This is a genomic window from Paenibacillus dendritiformis, from assembly GCF_945605565.1.
GTDB classification, from domain to species: domain Bacteria; phylum Bacillota; class Bacilli; order Paenibacillales; family Paenibacillaceae; genus Paenibacillus_B; species Paenibacillus_B dendritiformis_A.
Genome location: NZ_OX216966.1, coordinates 2,057,501 through 2,079,934, shown reverse-complemented (window position 1 = coordinate 2,079,934; position 22,434 = coordinate 2,057,501). Strand labels below are relative to the sequence as shown.

The 22,434-nt window shown below is 54.8% G+C and carries 19 protein-coding genes, 16 tRNA genes and 1 rRNA gene (1 of these 36 running past the window's edge); 4 read left to right on the top strand and 32 right to left on the bottom strand.

Going from position 1 to position 22,434, the window contains the following annotated elements:
• Positions 1 to 85: 85 nt before the first annotated feature.
• Positions 86 to 1,186, top strand: coding sequence for a flavin-containing monooxygenase (locus tag NNL35_RS09030; protein ID WP_006675740.1), 1,101 nt, complete (start codon positions 86 to 88; stop codon positions 1,184 to 1,186).
• 144 nt (positions 1,187 to 1,330) lie between these two features.
• On the opposite strand, the gene NNL35_RS09025 is transcribed toward NNL35_RS09030, so the two are convergent.
• From NNL35_RS09025 to NNL35_RS08990, 8 genes are all read right to left on the bottom strand, one after another.
• On the bottom strand, positions 1,331 to 1,789 hold the full coding sequence (locus NNL35_RS09025) for a hypothetical protein (RefSeq protein ID WP_006675741.1): 459 nt from the start codon (positions 1,787 to 1,789) through the stop codon (positions 1,331 to 1,333).
• A 98-nt stretch (positions 1,790 to 1,887) separates the two neighbouring features.
• Positions 1,888 to 2,874, bottom strand: a complete 987-nt coding sequence (locus tag NNL35_RS09020) for an ABC transporter ATP-binding protein (protein ID WP_006675742.1) — start codon at positions 2,872 to 2,874, stop codon at positions 1,888 to 1,890.
• Positions 2,867 to 3,886, bottom strand: a complete 1,020-nt coding sequence (locus tag NNL35_RS09015; RefSeq protein WP_006675743.1) for an ABC transporter ATP-binding protein — start codon at positions 3,884 to 3,886, stop codon at positions 2,867 to 2,869. The genes NNL35_RS09020 and NNL35_RS09015 overlap by 8 nt, the downstream gene beginning before the upstream one ends.
• Positions 3,887 to 3,943: 57 nt before the next feature.
• On the bottom strand, positions 3,944 to 4,789 hold the full coding sequence (locus NNL35_RS09010) for an ABC transporter permease (protein WP_006675744.1): 846 nt from the start codon (positions 4,787 to 4,789) through the stop codon (positions 3,944 to 3,946).
• Positions 4,790 to 4,794: 5 nt separating this feature from the next.
• Positions 4,795 to 5,745 carry an ABC transporter permease gene (locus NNL35_RS09005; RefSeq protein ID WP_006675745.1) on the bottom strand — a complete coding sequence of 317 codons (951 nt, stop codon included), beginning with the start codon at positions 5,743 to 5,745 and terminating at the stop codon, positions 4,795 to 4,797.
• 100 nt (positions 5,746 to 5,845) lie between these two features.
• Positions 5,846 to 7,438, bottom strand: coding sequence for an ABC transporter substrate-binding protein (locus tag NNL35_RS09000; RefSeq protein WP_006675746.1), 1,593 nt, complete (start codon positions 7,436 to 7,438; stop codon positions 5,846 to 5,848).
• Between the two features lie 205 nt (positions 7,439 to 7,643).
• On the bottom strand, positions 7,644 to 9,188 hold the full coding sequence (gene zwf / locus NNL35_RS08995; RefSeq protein WP_006675747.1) for a glucose-6-phosphate dehydrogenase: 1,545 nt from the start codon (positions 9,186 to 9,188) through the stop codon (positions 7,644 to 7,646).
• Positions 9,189 to 9,301: 113 nt separating this feature from the next.
• Entirely contained in the window at positions 9,302 to 10,075 is a 774-nt protein-coding gene (locus tag NNL35_RS08990; protein ID WP_006675748.1) for a YwmB family TATA-box binding protein, read from the bottom strand.
• A 161-nt stretch (positions 10,076 to 10,236) separates the two neighbouring features.
• Here NNL35_RS08990 and NNL35_RS08985 point away from each other — a divergent pair, with 161 nt between their 5' ends.
• Complete coding sequence (locus tag NNL35_RS08985) at positions 10,237 to 10,647, top strand: hypothetical protein (protein WP_006675749.1); 411 nt, start codon at positions 10,237 to 10,239, stop codon at positions 10,645 to 10,647.
• Between the two features lie 225 nt (positions 10,648 to 10,872).
• Here NNL35_RS08985 and NNL35_RS08980 read toward each other — a convergent pair whose 3' ends face one another.
• The 7 genes from NNL35_RS08980 to NNL35_RS08950 form a co-directional block, all read right to left on the bottom strand.
• On the bottom strand, positions 10,873 to 11,517 hold the full coding sequence (locus NNL35_RS08980; protein WP_040730384.1) for a response regulator transcription factor: 645 nt from the start codon (positions 11,515 to 11,517) through the stop codon (positions 10,873 to 10,875).
• A 1-nt stretch (position 11,518) separates the two neighbouring features.
• Positions 11,519 to 12,613: a HAMP domain-containing sensor histidine kinase gene (locus tag NNL35_RS08975; RefSeq protein ID WP_006675751.1), complete on the bottom strand. Its 1,095-nt coding sequence runs from the start codon at positions 12,611 to 12,613 to the stop codon at positions 11,519 to 11,521.
• Between the two features lie 39 nt (positions 12,614 to 12,652).
• On the bottom strand, positions 12,653 to 13,306 hold the full coding sequence (liaF, locus tag NNL35_RS08970) for a cell wall-active antibiotics response protein LiaF (RefSeq protein WP_006675752.1): 654 nt from the start codon (positions 13,304 to 13,306) through the stop codon (positions 12,653 to 12,655).
• A gap of 133 nt (positions 13,307 to 13,439) precedes the next feature.
• The gene (locus tag NNL35_RS08965) at positions 13,440 to 14,120 is read right to left on the bottom strand and encodes a PspA/IM30 family protein (protein ID WP_006675753.1); all 681 of its coding nucleotides are present in this window, start codon (positions 14,118 to 14,120) and stop codon (positions 13,440 to 13,442) included.
• A gap of 1 nt (position 14,121) precedes the next feature.
• Entirely contained in the window at positions 14,122 to 14,613 is a 492-nt protein-coding gene (locus NNL35_RS08960) for a PspC domain-containing protein (protein WP_006675754.1), read from the bottom strand.
• A gap of 8 nt (positions 14,614 to 14,621) precedes the next feature.
• Positions 14,622 to 15,296 (bottom strand): PspA/IM30 family protein, encoded by a 675-nt coding sequence (locus tag NNL35_RS08955; protein ID WP_006675755.1) that lies wholly within the window; start codon positions 15,294 to 15,296, stop codon positions 14,622 to 14,624.
• A 44-nt stretch (positions 15,297 to 15,340) separates the two neighbouring features.
• Positions 15,341 to 15,646: a LiaF transmembrane domain-containing protein gene (locus NNL35_RS08950; protein WP_006675756.1), complete on the bottom strand. Its 306-nt coding sequence runs from the start codon at positions 15,644 to 15,646 to the stop codon at positions 15,341 to 15,343.
• A 251-nt stretch (positions 15,647 to 15,897) separates the two neighbouring features.
• Between NNL35_RS08950 and NNL35_RS08945 the strand changes: the two genes are divergently transcribed.
• Both NNL35_RS08945 and NNL35_RS08940 read left to right on the top strand, forming a co-directional pair.
• Positions 15,898 to 16,437, top strand: a complete 540-nt coding sequence (locus NNL35_RS08945; RefSeq protein WP_006675757.1) for an NfeD family membrane protein — start codon at positions 15,898 to 15,900, stop codon at positions 16,435 to 16,437.
• 61 nt (positions 16,438 to 16,498) lie between these two features.
• Complete coding sequence (locus NNL35_RS08940) at positions 16,499 to 18,037, top strand: flotillin lipid rafts scaffold protein FloT (protein WP_006675758.1); 1,539 nt, start codon at positions 16,499 to 16,501, stop codon at positions 18,035 to 18,037.
• Positions 18,038 to 18,349: 312 nt separating this feature from the next.
• On the opposite strand, the gene NNL35_RS08935 is transcribed toward NNL35_RS08940, so the two are convergent.
• From NNL35_RS08935 to NNL35_RS08855, 17 genes are all read right to left on the bottom strand, one after another.
• Positions 18,350 to 18,431 (bottom strand) — tRNA-Leu (locus NNL35_RS08935).
• Between the two features lie 14 nt (positions 18,432 to 18,445).
• A tRNA-Arg gene (locus tag NNL35_RS08930) sits at positions 18,446 to 18,522 on the bottom strand.
• A 23-nt stretch (positions 18,523 to 18,545) separates the two neighbouring features.
• Positions 18,546 to 18,620, bottom strand: a tRNA-Cys gene (locus NNL35_RS08925).
• Between the two features lie 3 nt (positions 18,621 to 18,623).
• Positions 18,624 to 18,698, bottom strand: a tRNA-Gly gene (locus NNL35_RS08920).
• 5 nt (positions 18,699 to 18,703) lie between these two features.
• Positions 18,704 to 18,778, bottom strand: a tRNA-Gln gene (locus NNL35_RS08915).
• Between the two features lie 6 nt (positions 18,779 to 18,784).
• Positions 18,785 to 18,860 (bottom strand) — tRNA-His (locus tag NNL35_RS08910).
• Positions 18,861 to 18,881: 21 nt separating this feature from the next.
• Positions 18,882 to 18,955: transfer RNA gene (locus NNL35_RS08905), tRNA-Trp, on the bottom strand.
• A gap of 5 nt (positions 18,956 to 18,960) precedes the next feature.
• Positions 18,961 to 19,046, bottom strand: a tRNA-Tyr gene (locus NNL35_RS08900).
• A 4-nt stretch (positions 19,047 to 19,050) separates the two neighbouring features.
• Positions 19,051 to 19,126, bottom strand: a tRNA-Thr gene (locus tag NNL35_RS08895).
• Positions 19,127 to 19,138: 12 nt separating this feature from the next.
• A tRNA-Phe gene (locus NNL35_RS08890) sits at positions 19,139 to 19,214 on the bottom strand.
• 17 nt (positions 19,215 to 19,231) lie between these two features.
• Positions 19,232 to 19,308, bottom strand: a tRNA-Asp gene (locus NNL35_RS08885).
• 4 nt (positions 19,309 to 19,312) lie between these two features.
• Positions 19,313 to 19,389, bottom strand: a tRNA-Met gene (locus NNL35_RS08880).
• Positions 19,390 to 19,394: 5 nt separating this feature from the next.
• A tRNA-Val gene (locus NNL35_RS08875) sits at positions 19,395 to 19,470 on the bottom strand.
• 80 nt (positions 19,471 to 19,550) lie between these two features.
• Positions 19,551 to 19,625 (bottom strand) — tRNA-Glu (locus NNL35_RS08870).
• Positions 19,626 to 19,630: 5 nt separating this feature from the next.
• Positions 19,631 to 19,723: transfer RNA gene (locus NNL35_RS08865), tRNA-Ser, on the bottom strand.
• 1 nt (position 19,724) lies between these two features.
• Positions 19,725 to 19,800, bottom strand: a tRNA-Asn gene (locus NNL35_RS08860).
• Positions 19,801 to 19,867: 67 nt separating this feature from the next.
• Positions 19,868 to 22,434, bottom strand: a 23S ribosomal RNA gene (locus NNL35_RS08855) (it continues 361 nt past the right edge of the window).

Here is a 22,434-nt window from a genome sequence, read left to right as displayed (position 1 = left end):
TTTTCACGCCTTCTATATTCAAATATTATTTTGAATGTCACAATGATATCACCCTACTTAATTTGATAACCCAAGGGGGATGGCCATGGAAGCGAAACACCCGCAAGAGTATATAGATGTCCTCATCATCGGAGCTGGACAAGCCGGATTGGCGCTCGGGGCCGAATTGATCCGGCGCCAGCCCCGCCTCTCGCTGCTGCTGCTGGAGCGGCATTCCCGTCTTGGCGACAATTGGCGCGAACGCTATGATTCTCTCGTCCTGTTCACGCCGCGGAAATATAGCGAATTGCCGGGACTTCCGCTGCCGGGCGATCCGGAAGGCTTCCCGGGGCGGGATGAGATTGCCGATTATTTAGAGCGCTATGCGCAGCATTGGAAGCTCCCGGTACGGGTGGACAGCGCCGTCGAACAGGTCGCGGCCGCTGCGGACGGCGTCTCTGGCTCGCCCTCCTTCCTTGTCACGCTCCGGGGACAGGAGCAGCCGCTGCGCTGCCGGAAGCTGGTTCTCGCCTGCGGCCCCTTCCGCAATCCATATATACCGGAATGGGCGTCAACGCTCAGCACCGGCATCGTCCAGCTCCATTCCAGCCAATATCAGCGGCCCTCGCAATTGCCGGACGGGCCCGCTCTCGTCGTCGGCGGCGGCAATTCCGGAGCCCAGATTGCAGTTGAACTATCGCAGAGCCGCCCGACGGTATTGTCTGCGCGCGGACCGGCCCGCCACATACCGCTGCGGCTGTTGAACCGAAGCACCTTCGAATGGATGGACCGGCTCACCCTGCTGCATGCGCCGGCGGACGGCCAGCGGGCAGAATGGCTGCGGAGGAAGGGGAATCCGATCTTCGGATGCGAGCTGCGGGACGCGATCCGTTCCGGACGGATTCGGCTGTTCCCGGAAGCGGTCGGCAGCGGGGAAGAAGGCGCCGCCGTGCTGTTCCAGGATCATGCCGACTTCCGGCCCGCGGCCATCGTCTGGGCGACCGGCTTCCGGCCGGATTATCGCTGGCTCCTGCTGCCCGGGGCGCTGGACGCGCGCGGACAGCTCATCTATCAAGGGCATCGCACGCCGGTCGGCGGGCTGTATGTGATCGGCATGCCGTGGCAGCAGGCGCGCAGCTCGGCCCTCCTCTGCGGAGCCGGACGGGATGCACGGCGGCTCGCCGACGAGCTTCTCCGGGACTACTGACCTTCCCATGCGCTCGCCCGGCCCGCCTGACACAGCACAAGCCGCCTGCATCTCCCTCTGCGGAGACACGGGCGGCTTGTTCCATTCTCTCATGCTTCTCTTCTATAACAAGGCGATAGCAATACTATCCCTTCCACTTATTCCTTACTGCTGATCGCTCAAGGCGCGCACGGCCAGCGTAACCGTCCGCTTCGGCCCGGAAGCCCCTTCCTCTTCAAGGATGACCCAGTTCGCGGCCAGTGCGGAGCGGACCGCCTCCAGGTCAGCTTCAGACAGCGTCAGCCCGGTATATTTCCCTTCACCCCGGGTGAAATCGACGCCTTCCTCGATGCCGAAGCGTGTTTCCAGCCATATTTTCAATCCGTTCATCGTATTGAACGTGATGCGGTAACCTTCCGCGACCGCTTGTTCCAACGGTTCGCCATGCTCGGCGGCATACGTAAGAAAATCATCGTACGTATACCATTCCTCGTTCACCTTCGTCAGCCCGCTGATGTCGCCGGATCGAATGATGCCCAGCAGCTGCTCGTCCGTAAATCCTTTGCGCCGGGCGCGTTCCAGCAGAATCGCCGTATTTTGCGATAACCGTGCCTCGTTCCCCATTGTCCTGCCTCCTTTTCGATGCGGCCGCATGAATCGGCCCTTTCCCTTACCTACTCCCTTTATATCACATTGCTCCGCTCCATGCAGAGCGGAACCGGTTATTTCTCTTCATATAAATGACATGCCGCAAAATGTCCCGGTGAAATCTCCTTCCACTCCGGCTCCTGTTGACGGCACCGATCCGTTGCGAACGGACAACGCGAAGCGAAGCGGCAGCCGGCCGACCCAGCCAGCGGACTCGGCAGATCGCCCTCCAGCATCGCTGCGGCGCCGCTGGCCGCATTCGGATCCGGCACCGGGATAGCCGCCAACAGCGCTTGCGTATACGGATGGGCCGGATGATTGTACAATTCATCGCTCGGCGCCAGCTCGACGAGCTTGCCGAGGTACATGACGCCGATACGGTCCGAAATATGGCGCACCATCGACAAATCATGGGCAATGAACAGATAGGTCAATCCGAACTCCGCCTGCAGATCCTCAAGCATATTGACCACCTGCGCCTGCACGGACACGTCCAAGGCCGAGATCGGCTCGTCGCACAGGATGAACTCCGGTTTGACGGACAAGGCGCGCGCGATGCTGATCCGCTGCCGCTGGCCGCCGCTGAATTCATGCGGATACCGTTCCGCATGCTCGGGCTTCAGCCCGACCTTGTTCAGCAGCTCCAGCACCGTCTCCCGATGCTCGGCCTTCGTGCCGAAGCCGTGAATCTCCATCGGCTCGCTAATGAGCTGCGTCACGTTCATGCCCGGATTCAACGATGAATACGGATCCTGGAAGATCGTCTGCATCCGCTTACGGAACGGCTTCAGCTCCCGCTCGCTCAGATGAGCCAGATCGGTGCCGTCGAATCGAATCTCGCCCGCGGCCACATCATACAGGCGGACGATGGAGCGGCCAGTCGTCGACTTGCCGCAGCCGGATTCGCCCACGAGCCCGAACGTCTCTCCGCGCCGAATCTGGAAGCTGACGTCATCGACCGCCTTCAGCGTCTGCTTGTTTTTTCCGAACAGCCCTTTCGAGGTATAAAAATACTTTTTCAAGCCCCTCACATCCAGCAGCGCCTGGTCCGGCTTACTCATGCTGTTCCACCTCCTCCGGATTGACCGCCTCCAGCGTAACGCCCGGAGCATCATGCTGAAGCCAGCAGAGCGAGCGATGGCCCGTCTCCGTCACCGCATAAGGCGGAAGCTGCCGGCATTGCTCCATCGCATGCGGGCAGCGGTCCTGGAACGGACAGCCCTCGGGCGGATGCAGCAGATTCGGCGGCGTGCCTTCAATGCTGTAGAGCCGTTCCCGCTCGCCATCCGTCACCTTCGGAATCGATCGCAGAAGCCCTTGCGTGTACGGATGCATCGGCCGCTCGAAAATGTCATGGACCGTGCCCTCTTCCATAATAAGGCCGCCGTACATGACGACGACACGGGTGCATACTTGGGCCACGACGCCAAGGTCATGGGTGATCAGCAGGATCGCCGTGTTCGTCGTATACCGGAGCTGCTTCATCAGGCCGAGAATCTGAGCCTGGATAGTTACGTCCAGCGCCGTCGTCGGCTCGTCGGCAATCAGCAGCTCCGGCTGGCAGGAGAGCGCCATCGCGATCATCGCCCGCTGGCGCATCCCGCCGCTGAATTCATGCGGATACTGATCGATCCGCTCCTCCGGCGAAGGAATGCCGACCTTGCGGAGCAGCTCGATCGCCTCGGCGCGGGCCGCCTGCTTGCTCAGCTTCTTATGCCGCTGCAGCACCTCGATGATCTGAGCCCCGACCTTGACGACCGGGTTCAAGGACGTCATCGGGTCCTGGAAAATCATCGCAATGCGGTTGCCGCGAATCTGCCGCAGCCGCTTCTCCGGCAGCTCGAGCAGATTCTCGCCCCGGTACAGGACTTCGCCGCCGCGGATGACGCCCGGAGGCGGAATCAGGCCGATAAGCGACTTGGCTGTCACGCTTTTGCCGCTTCCCGATTCACCGACGATGCCGATGACCTCGCCCTCGCGCACATCGAAGCTGACGCCGCGGACGGACTGCACTTCGCCGTCCCGGGTCATGAACGATGTTCTCAATTGTCGGACGGACAGCAATTCAGTCATTGGTCCCACTCCCGTTCTCTGTGAATTCCATAGCCCTTCCCCATCTGTCTCCCATCATTATCTCTTGTTCGCCTTCGGCTCGAAGGCAACCCGGAACACGTCGCCCAGCACGTTGAAGGAGAGGACCGTCAGCAAGATGAACAAGCCCGGGAACAAGGCCAGATAAGCCGCTTCTCCGATAAATCCCTGCGCATTGTTCAGCATGCTGCCCCAGGACGAATTCGGCTGCTGGATGCCCAGGCCGAGGAAGCTGAGCGAAGATTCCATCAAGATCGCCGAGGCGATGTTGATCGTCGCGGCCACGATAATCGTTGACATAATATTGGGCACAATATGCTTCAAAATGATAGCCAGTGTGTTCTGACCCGAGACCCGGGCATAGAGCACATATTCCCGCTCCTTGACCGACAGCGTCTCCGCCCGCACGATCCGGGCGATATTCATCCAGCTGAGCATTCCGATAATGAGAATAATCGTCGTAATGCCCGGCTTCAGATACGCATTCAGAATCAGCATTAAGAAAAAAGACGGAATCGACATCAAAATATCGACGATCCGCATCAGCACATTATCGATCCAGCCGCCAAAATAGCCGCTCACCGTACCGACGGCGGTGCCGACGATAACGGCGATCGCCATGGCCAGGAAGCCGACGCTGAGCGAGACGCGCCCGCCGTACAGCGCCCGCGCCAAGTAATCGCGGCCGTAATCATCCGTGCCGAACCAGTGCGCGGCGCTAGGCGGCAGCAGCCGCTCCGTCACGACGATCTTGTTCGGATCGTAAGGCACGAGGAAGGCGAAGATCGCGGCGAGCGCAAAGACGGCAAGGAGAATGATCGCGGCAATGGCGGCCTTTTGCTCTTTCACTTGGGTAAGTACGTTACGCCATTTCATTCGGTTCATCACAATCACCTCATCGTCTTAATGCGCGGATCGACTACGCCATACAGAACGTCCGCGGCCAGATTCCCGATCACGAGCATGACCGACGAGAACATCGTTATCCCCATAATGACGGGATAGTCCAAGGCGAACACGGCGGTAATCCCGAGCGAACCCATGCCGGGCCAGGAGAATACCGACTCGGTGATGAACGCCCCGGCGATCAATTCCGGGAAGGACATCCCGAGGATCGTAATAATCGGGAGCAGCACATTTTTGAGCACATGGCGTCGCAGCACCGTGCCTTGCGTCGAGCCGTACGCATATTGAATCTGCACATAATCCTCTTCCAGCTGCGAGATCGTATTCGATCGGATATAGCGCATATAGACGGAGACGTTCATGAAGCACAGCACCGTGCACGGCAGAATGCCATGCTTCAGCACATCCCACACCGAGTCGACGCCGATGGTCCGCATGCCCATGCTCGGCAGCCAATTGAGCTTGACGGCGAACAGATAGATCAGCATAATTCCGAACCAGAAGCTCGGGATCGAGATTCCGATATACGATACAAGCCCGAGCGCGCGATCGACCGGGCGGTTTTTCCGGGAAGCCGCGTACATGCTAAGCGGCACCGAGATAAGCAAAGACAACAAGAGAGCCGCCCCCATTAAGCCAATCGTGGCCGGAAGACGCTCCACGATAAGCGTCAGCACAGGCCGGTGATTGGACAGGGAGAAGCCCAGGTTGCCCATGAACACATTTTTCAGCCAGATCCAATACTGCATGTAGACCGGAAGATTCAAGCCGAGGCTTTCCCGTATCCGTTCCACATCCTCCTTGTTCATATCGGGCGTCACGAATGAATTGACCGGATCTCCCGGAGCCAGCTTAATCAGCGCGAACGACACGATAGAAATAAAGAATAATAGCGGTATGGCTTGAAGAACGCGTCGCACGATATATTTCTGCACAAAGGTTCCCTCCGAAAGAGCGCTTGAAACGATAACGTTTCAAGCGCCCGCGATTTCTCGATTCAATTCCCGCTACCTAATGATGATCGGTTCCGAGAGGTTACTTCATATAAATTTTGGACAAATCCTCGAACATGACAACCGGCTTCGGAACAGCTTCTTCCAACCCGCCGTAGCGCTTGTCTACCGCCACGATCGCTTTGCCGTACGCGATAGGGTACACGGTCATCTCGTCTGCAACGGTCTGCTGAATCTTCTTGTACAGCTCGCCGCGCTTCGTTTTGTCCATTTCGACGGCTGCCTGGTTCCACAGCGCATCGAAGTCCGGATTTTTATAATGCGCGTAGTTGTAAGCCGCATCGCTCATATAGAGCGATTTGTACGCGTCCGGCTCGTAGCCCATAATATAGCCGCCGAACGAGATGTCATAGCTCGTATTGTTCATATCGAGCGACATATTGCCGAAGGCCGCGATATCAAGCGCCATCAGTTCCACGTCGATGCCGACTTCCTTCAATTGCTGCTGAATATACAGCGCTTTGCTGGTCTGCGGCTTGTTCGAGTTCACATACGCGAGACGCAGCTTCAGATTGCTGACGCCGGCTTGCTGGAGCAGTTCCTTCGCTTTCTCCACATTGTAATCATAGGTGGCGACATCCGTCGTCTGATACAGCGTGTCCGGCGTTAAGATCGAAGCGGCCGGTTCTGCGAATTCGGTCGAGCCGAAGGCCGCCGTAATCATTTCTTCCTTATTCAAGGCGTACGCGATGGCTTGGCGCACTTCCTTCTTCTTCATCACATCGACGTTCTGGTTGAATACCATGTAGATAAGGCGTCCTTCCGGATATGTCACCAGATTGAATTTGCCGGTGTTGTCGAGCTTGGCATAGTCAACGGAGTCGATCATGCGCATTTGCAGCTCGCCGTTCTGCAGAGCCAGGTTGGCGGAGTTCGAATCCTTCGCCACGCGGTAGGTTACCGAATCCAGATACGCCTTGCCCGCAAAATAATCGTCGAACCGCTCCAGCGTCACATATTCACCTGCGCGGTATTCCTTGAATTTGAACGGACCTGATCCGATAGGATGGTCGTTCTTGGCGCTCTTCTCCAGATCCGCTTCACCCTCGAACACATGCTTCGGAATCGGCTTGAAATTGGCCAATACGCCTTCGAACGAAGCCGATTGCTGCGGAAGCACGAACTCAACCGTCAGATCATCCACTTTTTTCGCCGTCAGCGGCTTGCCGTTGAATACATAGGTAGCCCGATCCGAGCTGTGCTGCTTCTCATCCAGAATGCTGTTCATCGTAAACACGACATCGTCCGCCGTCAACGGCTGCCCGTCATGCCATTTCAGGCCTTGACGCAGCTTCAGCGTATACGTCAGCGAGTCCTCCGAAGGAGTCAGGCTTTCCGCCAGGACGAATTTCTTCTCGCCATTGTCGATATGATATAAAGGAGCGAATAACGATTGGTTAATAGTCAATGTTACCCGGTCTCCGGCATAGACAGGATTCATCACCCGCGGATCTTCCTGAACCGCGATAATAATGCTGCCGCCGTTCTTCGGCTCTCCTCCCGTATCGGTACCGGAAGCCGTATCTGGAGCCGGCGTCTGGCTGCCACCGCAGGCGCTGACCACCGCAACGACTAGAGTTAATAAGAGTGCGAGCCATAACTTGTTGCGTTTCATGTCGATTCCCCCCGAAAATTGTAACACACTTTATATTTTATAGTATAACTATCTTTTGAGAGAACACAATCTTTTTTTCCGAGTGAATTTATAGGAATATGATATTTTAATCTTGTAATCGGGAAAAGCTATCAGCGGCCGCAGCCCATCTTCACCTAAAAAAACTGTGCTCCCGCCGGGAGCACAGCCTTCTCCTATTGTTGAATTACTTATTCCATACAACCTGGCTTTCCTCTTGTCCGTTCACCGGCCACCACTGGAAGCCGTCCTCAGCCAACAGCTTGTCCGCTTGCTCCGGTCCCCAAGACCCTGCCGGATACAGGTGCAGGTCTTCGCTGGATGCCTTCCAGGCTCCGGCGATCTTGTCGACGAACGACCAGGCGGATGCCACTTCATCCCACCGGGTGAAATAAGTGGAGTCGCCGCGTGCCGCGTCGAAGATAAGCCGTTCATACGCTTCCGGCGTATTGATGCCGACCATGCAGCTCTGGCAGAAATCCATCGCGAGCGGCTGCACGCTGGCGTCGGCTCCCGGCTTCTTGCCATTGATTTTGACATAGATGCCTTCCATCGGGTTCACCCGAATGACGAGCAGATTCGGTTCCAGCTTATGCTTTTGCGACAGATAGACGTTCGTCGGCATGTTTTTGAACTCAACGACGACCTCGGTCGTTTTGACCGGAAGCCGCTTGCCGGTGCGAATATAGAAGGGAACGCCTGCCCAGCGGAAGTTGTCCACATAGAGACGGGCCGCGAAGTACGTTTCCGTAACGGAAGCCGGGTTCACTTTCTCTTCTTCCCGGTAAGCCGGCAGCGGCTTGCCGTTCAACGCGCCTGCCGCATATTGGCCTCGCACGACATTGCGCTTCACTTCGTCGGCATTCTCGAATTGGCGCAGGGAGCGAAGCACCTTCACCTTCTCGTCGCGAATATCTTCCGGATGCAGCCGGCTTGGCGCTTCCATCGCGATCATCGTCAGCATCTGCAGCATATGGTTCTGGGCCATATCACGCAGCGCTCCGGCATGATCGTAATAGCCGCCGCGCTCTTCGACGCCGACCGTCTCGGCCAGGGTAATCTGAATATTGGCGATGTGCTTATTGTTCCACAATGGCTCAAAGAAGGCATTCGCGAATCGAATCACCTCAATGTTCTGGACCATCTCTTTGCCCAAATAGTGATCGATACGGTAGATCTCTTCTTCCTTGAACACATGACTCAATTCTTCATTCAATTTCTGAGCCGACGGCAAATCATAGCCGAACGGCTTCTCGATGACCAGTCGATGCCAGCCTTCGCTGTCGAGCATTCCGCCGTCGCGCAGATTCATCGAGACGCTGCCGAACAGTTCGGGCGCCAGCGCCAGGTAGAACAGACGGTTGCCCGGGATATTGAATTCCCGTTCAATATGCTCGGTCTGTACCCGTAATTCCTTGAAGCCGTCCACATTGTTGATGTCAAGCGGTTTATATTCGAAATGCTTCGCAAAGCGGCTCCAATCTTCATCATTCGGAATCGGGTAACGACAAAATTCTTCAATGGACGCGCGCACATCATGGCGAAACTCATCATTCGTACGTCCACGGCGGGCCAAGCCGATGACAGCAAACCGCTCACCTAATTTGCCTTCGTGATATAAGCTGTAAATGGCAGGAAACAATTTGCGGCGTGCCAAATCACCGGTCGCGCCGAATATAAAAAAGACGGCGCCTTCAGCCAGTTGGGATTCTTGGTTATGCATCACAGTCATCTCTCTCCATCATCCTTACACTCTGTTATAGACTTGACATCACACATTTCGAATGTGATGACATTTTAGCATACTTGTCAGATTGACGCCACGGGTTAGCGAAAAAGGTCGAATCAATATTCCCCCGCGATAAGCGGCGTGCCAAAGGACAGCCGCGTCTCTCCGCGTTCCCGATCCTCATGCGCCGCTACCTGCAGATTGGCCTGCCGCCCCTTCATGGCGACGCCGGCCCCCATATAGTCCGTCTCATACGTTACGCTGATCGTGCGGTCGTCTTCATACCGGTCGAGCGGCACGGCTGTCCCCCATTCCGCCAGCGCCTTCTCCGCTGCGGCGAAGCCGTCGGTCAAGGAAGCCCCTGTTGCCGTACGGACGGTCGCGTTCCAATCCGCCCCGATCTTCGCCTGTTCAAGCTGGCGCAGCAGCCGCTCCGCTTCTTCCGCCGAGCGAGCCATGCCTCCTTTGGCCTCCGCAGACAATTTGACCGTGTAATAAATCCGCCCGTCATTCTCCTGGAACAACAGCACATCTCCTTGATAGGGTGCCGTATTATACGTCCCGCGATACACTTCCCTTCCCCGCTCCTGCCTTGGCTCGGGAATGTTCGCGATGCCCGCTTCCCTCCGCCAGCGCTCTACCTCGGCCGGCAGCCCGCTTTCCGCGGGAAAGCTGCCCTGAACCGTTATCGTGGAGCTGAACTTCCGCTCTCCGCTCAACTCTGCCAGCACCCACAGCATTTGCAGCCGCTTCGCCACCTCTGACGGGGCAATCGCGGATGGCGCCGGCTTCCAGGCATCGCTGCTCCAGGCGACAGCGACAGCGCCGCATAGCGCCAACAGAAGCAATCCAATGGCCGGAGTCTTCGTTCTGCGAACCAGTCTCACCATATCCGCCTCCTTATTCGTATGGATAATTGATTCACCGATAGGGAGCACACTCCATGCTGCAAAATTTAGGCGCTTCTCTCCTAGGTCAATGTCCATGCGCCAATGTCCTCCAATGAATAGACTGATGACAGAACATTCCCCTATAGAAGGAGGTATGTAACGTGATTCCTATTCCATTGGATGAAGAAGTCATCCGATCGCATCGCGGGCGAATCGTGTGCGCCGTTACCCATGATGGCCGCCGGTTCATTGGGCGTCTCAGCGTATGCCGGGACGGCAAAATCATACTGAACGAAGAAGAAATTCCCGAAGAGGTGCATCCGATTTTTGAGGAAGAATGCGAACCCAAGAAAAAGCCGCACAAGCGGCCGGTCAAACGGGTGAAGCGGCCTTGCAAGCCCGTCAAGCGCCCTTGCAAGCCATGCAGCGGGAAGAAGGGCAGGGTAACTTCGTTGCAGGAATACGGAGCCTTTCCAGCTCCATATCCTGCCCCCCACCCGGGCCTGCATGGGCGCGGCCGGATAGAACTCGACCTAGCGCTTGTCGCGTTCTTGTTTCTTTTGCTCGTCTAACACTCATTCTGCTTTTCCTCCCCGAATTCCTGCCGCTCTCCATCGAGTTGTTGCCAGACAAAGCGGTTTAACCGCTGCTTCCTTGCACGCCCCTCATGCGGACAGAACCGGGTATCATCACCCGGTTCTGTTTACTTATCACGCTACATTGGCGTTTCCTTATTGTCGTCCTCCCGTGCCCCTGGACCGCACAAAAAAACCCGGCCTCTAAGGTCGGGTCATCCGTTATTCAGCCAGGCCGTTCTTGTAGGCGTAAATGGCGGCTTGCGTCCGATCCTCCACGCCCAGCTTGGCAAGGATATTCGTGACGTGGAACTTCACGGTCTTGATTCCGATGAACAGGTCATCGGCGATATCTTGGTTGGACTTGCCTTGGGCAAGCAATCGCAGCACATCCATTTCCCGGTCGGTCAGCTGTTCATGGGCGGCCTGCGTCGGCTTCGGCTGGCGGAAGCGGTTCATCATTTTCGATGCGACTTGCGATTCGAGAACCGACTGTCCCCGCGCTGCCGCACGGATAGCTTCGGCAATTTCCGATGCGCGTGACGTCTTGAGCAAGTAACTGAACGCACCCGCCTCAATGACAGGGTACATTTTCTCGTCATCCAAGTAACTGGTCAGCACAATGACCTTGCAGTCGGGATACAAGCTCAACAGCTTGCGCGTCGTCTCAATGCCGTCCATTCCCTCCATGACCAGATCCATCAGCACGACATCCGGCTTGTACTCTTGTGCCAAGCGGATTCCTTCCTCGCCGTTGCTCGCCTCGCCAACGACTTCGATGCCATCCTCGGTGCTCAATACGGCTGCCAATCCGATGCGCACCATCTCATGGTCATCTACGAGCAATACTTTGATATCTGTCTCCATATCAGGCATCTTCACCTCCTGGGCCATCGCTGCCCTCTTCGTCCTTCAGCCCGCTCTCTTCATTGACAACGGGGACGCGTATTTCAATGCGGGTGCCTTTGTTCGGCGCCGTAATGAATTGCACCGAGCCCCCGATCTCATTGATTCGCTCCTGCATTGTACGCAAGCCGTAGCTCGCTTGCTTTTTGTCATCCCATTCGAAGCCGACGCCATTATCGCGAATGAATAAGCGCACGTAATCGCCCCGGTCCTGGAGCTTGATTTCCATGCGGGTCGCCTTGGAATGGCGGAGCGTATTCGATAATGCTTCCTGCACGATGCGGAATAAATGATTCTCGACGCCCTTCACCAGCGTAATATGCTCGTCCATCTCATATTGAATCTGAATGGGCACCTTCGCTTCGAGCTCCCGAATCAGTTCAGCGACACCTTGCGTAAGGCCCTTGCCTTCCAGGTGTACCGGACGGAGATGGAGCAGCAGCGCTCTCATTTCCGATTGGGCTACCGAGGCCATTTCCTCGATGAGCTCCACCTGTCTCTCCGCTCGTTCAAAATCTTTGTCCAGCGTCCGCCTCACCGCCGTCGCCGTCATCGAGATCGCGAATAATTGTTGGCTCACGGCGTCATGCAGCTCCCGCGCCAAGCGTTGACGCTCTTCCATAATGGCCGATATCCGGGCCTGTTCGGCTAATTGGGCGTTATTCGTGGACAACCGCTGCAAGGAGGTCACCTGTTCCTCCCAGCGCTTGCTTACCCTGCCCAATTGATCGGCCAGTTGGCCGATCTCGTCGTCTCCCAGGTCCGGCATCGGCCGGGACAGATTGCCCTTCTCCAAGAGCAGCATCGATTCGCGCAGCAGCTCAATCCGCCGTTTCATGCGAAAGCCTTGGAAAAAACCGAAAATCGCCGCAATAATGGCTACGACGATTAAGACAGACAGCGTCGATTTCACGCCGGCCAGCCAGGTTTCGAACGGTTTGACATATCCATATGATTGCATTAAATAAACAATGACGAAAAACAGGACAAAGGAAAGGAGAAGCGTCTCGCCCATCAAGCGCACAACCATATTTTTCGTCTGTTTCTTTGGTTCCATTGCCGGCTTGCATCTCCTTTCTGCAGCATCTTCTCCGTATTACGCGTGCAATCGGATATCAATATCTCCTACGATGTAAGAGATGCGGAGTTTCACCCGCTGCTCCGATCGTTCATAATTCGGCGAAGTATAGGTCCATTTGTTGAGCAAGCCGGTCTCCCGGTGCTGGCCCGCATTGATCTGTCCGAACAAGACAGTCGCCTCCACTTTGACTCCGATATCGTCAGGAATCGAAATGTCCATATCTCCGAGCACGCCTTGGAACAAGAGCATCGTCTCCGGCTCCTCCATCATTGCGAGCGACAAGTCGATATCGCTTTCTCCGATGACATGCCACAAGCTCTGGCTGTGCAAATGGAACGGCTCCCGATCCCATTTGAGATTCGCTGTCAGATCGGGACGCTTTTGCATCCACTCGTGCTTTTGTTCATGGCGGGTCCGAGAATAAAAAATACCGAGCGATATGAGAATGATGCCGACAAACAGCATCAGATGCTCCAACAACAGGATAGCTCCCCCGATACCAAGCAAAGTATAGCCGAGACGAAGCTCCTCGGATCTTACTTTGCTAATGCCGAGGTACAGCATGAACAGGGCGACAAAAGTTCCGAAGCTAATCCATTTGCCTATCAGAATGAACAGTCCCGCGATTATGAGCAAATATGCAAGTAAACGATTGTTCCCCTTTATCATGACGCACCTCCTGTCGCTCAGAATTAATAGACGTTGTGCCAAATAACCTTACAACGAAACTTAACGGCGATGCGGGGGCATCGCCGTAAGCTCCTTAGTTAGCATATCATAACCGCGTCCAAGTCCCAAGGGGTTATTCGCTGCGGTTTAATTTTTGTTTCAATGCTTCCAATTGCTCATCGACTTTCATTTGCTTTTCTACATCTACCGGCGGTTGATAGGTTGTGGCGGCATATCCGCCGTACGGTACACGGATGACTTCCGCTTCCGCTTCAAGCTGCATAATCTTCTCTTCCATGCGCTGGAATCCGCGGGAAGCTTCGCCCGATTCGATGCTGTGGACGCTTGTAATGGAAGCCATTTGCTTGCGGGCTTTAGCCATTTGAGCACGAGCAGCCAGTTCGTTCCGCTTGTTGCGCAGCTTGTAGAACTCATCCTTCATCGAATGCAGCTGCTGCATGAGCTCATCGGCTTGCGCTTTTGCTTGGGCATGCAATTCTGCATATTCCGTAACTTTTTGATCGAAGTACAATTTTTCTTCCAAGTATTTGCGGGCTGCTTCTTCATGACCCGATACAAGAGCGCGCTCAGCCTGGGCTTCGCGGTCAGCCACCATCCGAATCGCTTCGTCGTATCGATGCTTGATGCGGCGCTCGCTTGCCATTTGCTTCGCTACCGTTACTTCGGCTTCCCGAATCTCCTGCTCCATGTCACGCAGGTATTGGTTAAGCATAACTACCGGATCTTCCACCTTGTCCAACATTTCATGAAGCGACGCTTTCGTCATATCTTTAATTCGTTTGAATACTCCCATTTTACTTATCCCCTTTCTCGTATTTCGCGATTTTCTCGCGAAGTTCTTGAAGTTCTTTGCGCATTGCTTTTCTTTCAATATCATCCATCATCGAATCGATGGAGGAATCATATTGAGTCTTGCTTCCGTTCGGCTTCGTTCCGTAGGATCCACAGCTGCTGTAATCGTTCCGGCCGCTATTGTAGCCGCTGTTGTAGCTGTTGTTGCCGTTGTACCCACCGCCGGAATAGCCGCCGTCATTTCCATAATATCCGTTCGAATTCTGATACGGCCCTCCACCGTAATTATATGGTCCGTATGTCGTGAATGGCTCTTTCGGAACCACAAGCGCTACGATGAAATAGACGGGTATCAGGGAGAATGCCGTGAAGAACACGCCCAGGACGAACAGTACGCGCAGCAGCGTCGCATCCATATTCAACCATTCAGCGATTCCGCCGAGTACACCGCAGAACTTCCGGTCACGAACCGAACGGTACAATTTTTTGTTCATGGTTCATGTCACTCCTTCGCAGTGTCCAGTTTCTTGCGCAGACGTTCCATCTCACGCTGCAGTGCAATGTCTCTTTCGGGATTGCCGCCGTAAGGCGATGTTCCGTTGGAGCGGCGCACCTCTTGAAGGCTTGTATTTTCCCACTCCATGTCGGATACGCGATCCTCCAGCCGGCGGAACATGCCGTCCACCTGTCCATAGCCATATTGGCCGAAGCGTTGATTCATTTGCTGCTGAAGCCGTATGTTCTGCATGCGAGCGAAGTAATACTGCCGCTTGTCGTAGACGGTCTGATATTCGCTCTTCAGTATGTTCAGCTGTTCTTCCAGCTCCAGGATGGCTTCCTTGCTTCGATTGTAGAGATCCTCGTACTGCCGCGCTTTCTCGTCATGCATCATCTTTTCTTGAAGTGCAATCTTAGCGGCGAATTCCTCTCCCGCCTTCAAGGCCAGCATCGCTTGTTGCTCGCGGCGCTCTCTCATTTCATTGGCCTGATTCATCTGATGTCTCATCTGATTGGCGTGCACGACATACTGTTGATACAAGCGGTCCGCTTCCGCGATGTCCTGCCGAGTGCGCATAAGGAATTGGTCGATTAACCGGACAGGGTCTTCCGCTTTGTCAAGCCGCTCATTGAGCGTTGCCAGTGTAATGTCGCGAACCCTTTTCAAAATATTGCTCATGCCTCTCTGTCCCTCCTTCATCCAAATACGTTGCTGTCTCCTGTTCAGTAATGATGGCCACTTCGTTTGTTATTCAGCATTGAGATACCGAACACAATCATTCCGATGGCGATGAAAATCCCGATGAGCCAGGATAGCTTCCCGATTAATGTGATGGAGCCCAATATGATGAAGATCCATCCGAAGAACGAATTCCCTGCCTTGACTCCATAATAACCGAGTACAATCAGCAGAATCGGGAACAAGTAGCCAAACCAGCTTCCCAAGTGAACTCCAAACTTGCTGAGCAGGATGAACGCTCCCAATGCTATCAAGATAATAGCGAACGAGTTGCCTTTTTTCATTTGCATTCGGTTTGTCACCACCTTTCATTGTCCCTTGCTTATGTCTTTATTTTAGGGGATTCCACTTCTATTCAAAACAGGCTGGGGGCGGTTTTTCGTACTGGACTCAGGTCGGGGGGACAGACCGTCCCAAGGTCAACCGGGACTGGACTGGAGGGAAGGTAAATTGAAACTCCCTGCGTGATTCGGCGTATATATATCATAAGAAGCTTTCCGAACTATCGGGCCTGAATCCGGCAGGCGAGAGGAGCAATGCCATGGAAACGTTATTTTGGGGTCTGTTCATCTTCGGTATTTTATATTCCGTTGTTACCTTGATATTCGGGGAAATATTGAGCCATGCGTTTGATTCCATTTTCGGAGACGGGCTGCCTTTTCTGCAGCCGACGGTGCTCGTGAGCGGGCTGACGGCCTTTGGCGCCATTGGCATTCTGCTGAACCGTTATACGGCTTGGCAGTCCACGCTCATCCTGGTGGTCGCTATCGCCGGCGCGCTTGTTGTCTGCCTTCTTATGTATTTCCTCTATATTCGCCCGATGCACAACACAGAGAGCTCTACCGGCTTCTCCATTCAGGACCTGATTGGCAAAGTCGGAGAAGTCAGCATTTCGATTCCTTCCGTCGGATACGGGGAAGTGACCTTGCGGATCGGAGCCGGCTTGACGAATCAAATTGCCGCCTCTTTCGATAAAGACAACATTCCTGCCGGAACGACGGTTGTCGTCATCAACGTCGTCGAAGACACGCTGTATGTATCCCCTCTTACCAAAGAAATGCTCAGCCTTCAAGAAAACTGATTCAGGAATACGCTAATCACGGTTTCACTACAAATTTACATAGAAAAGGGAGCTGTATGCCATGGAATTCAATGAAGCGATCATGGTGCCGGTTATTGTAATCGGCGTCATCCTCGTGCTGGGCCTCGCATTCTGGGCCCGCTACAAGACGGTCAGCCCGGATGAGGCGATGATCGTGACCGGGACGTATCTCGGTTCCAAAAATGTCAGCGCCGATGAAACGGGGCGCAAGATGAAAATTGTCCGCGGTGGCGGCGCATTTATTTTGCCGGTGTTTCAACAGTCGCAATTCTTGTCCTTATTATCTCATAAACTCGATGTGATGACACCGGAAGTATATACCGAGCAAGGCGTTCCGGTGATGACCGACGCGGTCGCCATCATTAAGATCGGCGGTTCGGTAGAAGATATCGCCACGGCAGCCGAGCAATTCCTCGGCAAGCCGACGGATGCGCTCAAGAGCGAAGCGCAGGAAGTATTGGAAGGCCATCTCCGGGCCATCCTCGGATCGATGACCGTCGAGGAAGTATACCGGAACCGCGATCGTTTCGCGCAGGAAGTGCAGGCTGTCGCCGCCAAAGACCTGAAGAAAATGGGGCTTCAGATCGTCTCCTTCACCATCAAAGACGTGCGCGACAAGCACGGATACTTGGATGCGCTCGGGAAGCCGCGGATAGCGGCCGTGAAGCGCGACGCTGAAATCGCGGAAGCCGAAGCGGTGAGAGACTCGCGGATTCAGAAGGCCAATGCCGAGGAGCAAGGAATGAAGGCCGAGCTGCTGCGCGATACCAATATCGCCGAAGCGTCCAAGGAAAAGGAATTGAAGGTAGCTTCCTTTAAGAAGGAGCAGGATATGGCCCGGGCGGAAGCCGACCAAGCGTATTACGTGCAGGAAGCCCGTTCCAAGCAAAGCGTCGTCGAGGAGCAAATGCGGGTCGAGCTCGTTCGGAAAGAACGGGAAATCGACCTCGAAGCCAAAGAAATTTTGCGCCGCGAGAAGCAGTATGACGCCGAAGTGAAGAAGAAAGCAGACGCCGAGCGTTACGCCGTCGTGCAGTCCGCGGAAGCCGATAAATCCAAGAAAGTGCTTGAAGCCGATGCGATGCAATATCGGATCGAGGCGGAAGCGAAGGCAATGGCGGAGCAAAAGCGCCTGGCCGGTATGGCGGAAGCGGACGCCGAACGGGCACGAGGAACCGCGGAAGCCGAAGTCATCCGGCTGCGCGGTCTGGCGGAAGCCGAAGCGAAGCAGAAGCTCGCCGAAGCGTTCGAGAAGTTCGGCGAAGCCGCGGTTCTCGATATCGTTATGAAGATGCTGCCGGAGTTGGCCGGCAAGATTGCCGAGCCGCTGCAGCAAATCGATAAGCTGACGGTCGTGGATACCGGCAACGGAGAAGGAGCGGCCCGCGTCAGCAACTATGTAACCCAACTGATGGCGACGGCTCCGCAAATGTTGAAGGATGTATCCGGACTTGATGTCGAAAAAATGATTCAGCGCCTGACGAATGGACCAGGCTCTGCACAGCCGAAGCGCTCTCCTGTCCCGGCCGAATCTCCATCCGCAGTATCCGGCGGCACCGAGAGTCCCAAGGCAGAATAAATCCGTTTCAAATCCAGCATAATAAAGAAGCCTTGCCAGAACAATTCAGGCAAGGCTTCTTCTAAAGGCTGTCTCTCTACCCGAAGGCGCTACCCAGTGCATGGACAGCGATGCTACCGCCTTCAGCGCTGTTAACAGTCCGTGATATCTCCAGAGAAGAGAGGCTGTAATTCGCCGAAGTATGCTTCACCGCCTGTACGAACGGGAGGAGGAAGTTATATGCGTGGAATTTCACCCCTACCGTAACAAACGCACAGTCAGGTTTTCAAGATATACAAAAAAAACACCCTTCAGGTGTCTTGGTGTAAAAACTGGTGCCGGTGAGAGGACTCGAACCTCCACGGTTTCCCTCACGATTTTGAGTCGCGCGCGTCTGCCATTCCGCCACACCGGCATATGAAGTTAATCTGGCGTGCCCTAAGAGATTCGAACTCCTGACCTTTTGATTCGTAGTCAAACGCTCTATCCGGCTGAGCTAAGGGCACATATCATTCAGAAAGAAATGAGTTGGAGGCGCCACCCAGATTCGAACTGGGGAATAAAGCTTTTGCAGAGCTTTGCCTTACCACTTGGCTATGGCGCCATCTGGAGCGGACAACGGGATTCGAACCCGCGACCCTCGCCTTGGCAAGGCGATACTCTACCACTGAGCTATGTCCGCGTAAATGGCTGGGGATATAGGATTCGAACCTATGCATGACGGAGTCAAAGTCCGTTGCCTTACCGCTTGGCTAATCCCCAAAATTATGGGGCGATCGAGGGGAATCGAACCCCCGAGTGTCGGAGCCACAATCCGATGCGTTAACCACTTCGCCACGACCGCCACATTATGAAATTGTTGCATTGGCAGGGGCAGCAGGAATTGAACCCACACTAACGGTTTTGGAGACCGCTGTTCTACCTTTAAACTATGCCCCTATGTATGGTGGAGGATGATGGATTCGAACCACCGAACCCGTACGGGAACAGATTTACAGTCTGCTGCGTTTGGCCACTTCGCTAATCCTCCATGATGGTGCCGGCGATAGGAGTCGAACCCACGACCTACTGATTACAAGTCAGCCGCTCTACCAACTGAGCTACACCGGCATAAGCCTACTATGGTGGCTCGGGACGGAATCGAACCGCCGACACGAGGATTTTCAGTCCTCTGCTCTACCGACTGAGCTACCGAGCCTAATAATATAAGTATAATGGCGGAGCTGACGGGATTCGAACCCGCGTTCTCCTGCGTGACAGGCAGGCATGTTAGGCCTCTACACCACAGCTCCAGATTGGTTGCGGGGACAGGATTTGAACCTGCGACCTTCGGGTTATGAGCCCGACGAGCTACCGAACTGCTCCACCCCGCGATATATGGTGGACGCTGACGGGATCGAACCGCCGACCCTCTGCTTGTAAGGCAGATGCTCTCCCAGCTGAGCTAAGCGTCCATAATGTAGCGACTAATATATCTTAACAGATTGTTAGGGTTAATTTCAACCCTCAATTTTTACCAGCCGCAAGACATAATTGGTGACCCGTACGGGATTCGAACCCGTGTTACCGCCGTGAAAGGGCGGTGTCTTAACCGCTTGACCAACGGGCCATAACTGGCGGAGAGAGAGGGATTCGAACCCTCGAGACGCTTGTGACGCCTACACGATTTCCAATCGTGCTCCTTCGGCCAAACTCGGACATCTCTCCATGGCTCCCCGAACAGGACTCGAACCTGTGACAACTCGGTTAACAGCCGAGTGCTCTACCGACTGAGCTATCAGGGAATATATAATAGATAAGGTTTGTACCTTAAAAACTGAATGCGAAAGCAAATCATCAAATCATCTTACTTAGGATAAGCCCTCGACCGATTAGTATTGGTCAGCTCCATGCATTGCTGCACTTCCACCTCCAACCTATCTACCTCGTCGTCTTCAAGGGGTCTTACCAATGCGGGAAATCTCATCTTGAGGGGGGCTTCACGCTTAGATGCTTTCAGCGCTTATCCCTTCCGTACTTGGCTACCCAGCTATGCCTCTGGCGAGACAACTGGTACACCAGCGGTACGTCCATCCCGGTCCTCTCGTACTAAGGACAGCTCCTCTCAAATTTCCTACGCCCGCGACAGATAGGGACCGAACTGTCTCACGACGTTCTGAACCCAGCTCGCGTACCGCTTTAATGGGCGAACAGCCCAACCCTTGGGACCTACTTCAGCCCCAGGATGCGATGAGCCGACATCGAGGTGCCAAACCTCCCCGTCGATGTGGACTCTTGGGGGAGATAAGCCTGTTATCCCCAGGGTAGCTTTTATCCGTTGAGCGATGGCCCTTCCATGCGGTACCACCGGATCACTAAGCCCGACTTTCGTCCCTGCTCGACTTGTAGGTCTCGCAGTCAAGCTCCCTTCTGCCTTTGCACTCTTCGAATGATTTCCAACCATTCTGAGGGAACCTTGGGGCGCCTCCGTTACTCTTTAGGAGGCGACCGCCCCAGTCAAACTGCCCGCCTGACACTGTCCCCGAACCGGTTCCACGGTCCCAGGTTAGAACTCCGATACGATCAGGGTGGTATCCCAACGGCGCCTCCACCGAAGCTGGCGCTCCGGCTTCCCAGGCTCCCACCTATCCTGTACAGACCGTACCAAAGTCCAATATCAAGCTGCAGTAAAGCTCCATGGGGTCTTTCCGTCTTGTCGCGGGTAACCTGCATCTTCACAGGTATTAAAATTTCACCGGATCTCTCGTTGAGACAGCGCCCAAGTCGTTACGCCATTCGTGCGGGTCAGAATTTACCTGACAAGGAATTTCGCTACCTTAGGACCGTTATAGTTACGGCCGCCGTTTACTGGGGCTTCGGTTCATAGCTTCGCCTTGCGGCTAACCACTCCCCTTAACCTTCCAGCACCGGGCAGGCGTCAGCCCGTATACTTCGCCTTACGGCTTCGCACAGACCTGTGTTTTTGCTAAACAGTCGCTCGGGCCTATTCACTGCGGCCCCCTCGGGCTATAAACCCTACCGGGGCACCCCTTCTCCCAAAGTTACGGGGTCATTTTGCCGAGTTCCTTAACGAGAGTTCTTCCGCGCGCCTTAGAATTCTCTTCTCGCCTACCTGTGTCGGTTTGCGGTACGGGCACCTTCACCTGGCTAGAGGCTTTTCTTGGCAGCATGAAATCAAGACCTTCGGTACTGTAATTTTCCCTCCCCGTCACAGCCCAGCCTTACGGTCAGCGGATTTGCCTACTGACCAGCCTCACTGCTTGGACGAGCATCCATCAGCTCGCGTCCCTATCCTTCTGCGTCCCCCCATTGCTCATAACGGCTACGGTGGTACAGGAATTTCAACCTGTTGTCCTTCGACTACGCCTTTCGGCCTCGCCTTAGGTCCCGACTTACCCTGGGCGGACGAGCCTTCCCCAGGAACCCTTAGGCTTTCGGCGGACATGATTCTCACATGTCTTTTCGTTACTCATACCGGCATTCTCACTTGTGTACAGTCCAGCAGTCCTTCCGGTCTGCCTTCAACCCGGTACACAACGCTCCCCTACCACTGATGCAAGCATCAATCCATAGCTTCGGCGGTACGTTTAGCCCCGTTACATTTTCGGCGCAGAGTCACTCGACCAGTGAGCTATTACGCACTCTTTAAATGATGGCTGCTTCTAAGCCAACATCCTGGTTGTCTGGGCAACTCCACATCCTTTCCCACTTAACGTACACTTAGGGGCCTTAGCTGATGGTCTGGGCTGTTTCCCTCTTGACAACGGACCTTAGCACCCATTGTCTGACTCCCGGATAATAAGTCCATGGCATTCGGAGTTTGACTGAGCTTGGTAACCCTTGGCGGGCCCCGCACCCAATCAGTGCTCTACCTCCACGACTCTTCCTCCGAGGCTAGCCCTAAAGCTATTTCGGGGAGAACCAGCTATCTCCGAGTTCGATTGGAATTTCTCCGCTACCCCCACCTCATCCCCGAATTTTTCAACATTCGTGGGTTCGGGCCTCCAGTGCGTGTTACCGCACCTTCACCCTGGACAGGGGTAGATCACACGGTTTCGGGTCTACGCCTACGTACTCATTCGCCCTATTCAGACTCGCTTTCGCTGCGGCTACGGCTTTTCACCTTAACCTTGCACGTAAACGTAACTCGCCGGTTCATTCTACAAAAGGCACGCCATCACCCATTAAACGGGCTCTGACTTCTTGTAAGCACACGGTTTCAGGTTCTATTTCACTCCCCTTCCGGGGTGCTTTTCACCTTTCCCTCACGGTACTGCTTCACTATCGGTCGCCAGGGAGTATTTAGCCTTAGCAGATGGTCCTGCCGGATTCCCACGGGGTTTCACGTGTCCCGCGGTACTCGGGATCCGTCTCGGAGGGCTTTTACTTTCGAATACAGGGCTTTTACCTTCTACGGC

Bases quoted from the DNA above. Each gene is read 5' to 3' on its own strand.
- NNL35_RS08940 (WP_006675758.1), top strand. From the start codon at position 16,499: ATGGAATTCAATGAAGCGATCATGGTGCCGGTTATTGTAATCGGCGTC.
- NNL35_RS08975 (WP_006675751.1), bottom strand. From the start codon at position 12,613: ATGGAACCAAAGAAACAGACGAAAAATATGGTTGTGCGCTTGATGGGC.
- NNL35_RS08950 (WP_006675756.1), bottom strand. From the start codon at position 15,646: ATGCAAATGAAAAAAGGCAACTCGTTCGCTATTATCTTGATAGCATTG.
- NNL35_RS08955 (WP_006675755.1), bottom strand. From the start codon at position 15,296: ATGAGCAATATTTTGAAAAGGGTTCGCGACATTACACTGGCAACGCTC.
- NNL35_RS08990 (WP_006675748.1), bottom strand. From the start codon at position 10,075: ATGGTGAGACTGGTTCGCAGAACGAAGACTCCGGCCATTGGATTGCTT.
- NNL35_RS09020 (WP_006675742.1), bottom strand. From the start codon at position 2,874: ATGAGTAAGCCGGACCAGGCGCTGCTGGATGTGAGGGGCTTGAAAAAG.
- NNL35_RS09015 (WP_006675743.1), bottom strand. From the start codon at position 3,886: ATGACTGAATTGCTGTCCGTCCGACAATTGAGAACATCGTTCATGACC.
- NNL35_RS09030 (WP_006675740.1), top strand. From the start codon at position 86: ATGGAAGCGAAACACCCGCAAGAGTATATAGATGTCCTCATCATCGGA.
- NNL35_RS09000 (WP_006675746.1), bottom strand. From the start codon at position 7,438: ATGAAACGCAACAAGTTATGGCTCGCACTCTTATTAACTCTAGTCGTT.
- NNL35_RS08965 (WP_006675753.1), bottom strand. From the start codon at position 14,120: ATGGGAGTATTCAAACGAATTAAAGATATGACGAAAGCGTCGCTTCAT.
- liaF (WP_006675752.1), bottom strand. From the start codon at position 13,306: ATGATAAAGGGGAACAATCGTTTACTTGCATATTTGCTCATAATCGCG.
- NNL35_RS08960 (WP_006675754.1), bottom strand. From the start codon at position 14,613: ATGAACAAAAAATTGTACCGTTCGGTTCGTGACCGGAAGTTCTGCGGT.
- zwf (WP_006675747.1), bottom strand. From the start codon at position 9,188: ATGACTGTGATGCATAACCAAGAATCCCAACTGGCTGAAGGCGCCGTC.
- NNL35_RS09010 (WP_006675744.1), bottom strand. From the start codon at position 4,789: ATGAACCGAATGAAATGGCGTAACGTACTTACCCAAGTGAAAGAGCAA.
- NNL35_RS09025 (WP_006675741.1), bottom strand. From the start codon at position 1,789: ATGGGGAACGAGGCACGGTTATCGCAAAATACGGCGATTCTGCTGGAA.
- NNL35_RS08945 (WP_006675757.1), top strand. From the start codon at position 15,898: ATGGAAACGTTATTTTGGGGTCTGTTCATCTTCGGTATTTTATATTCC.
- NNL35_RS08980 (WP_040730384.1), bottom strand. From the start codon at position 11,517: ATGGAGACAGATATCAAAGTATTGCTCGTAGATGACCATGAGATGGTG.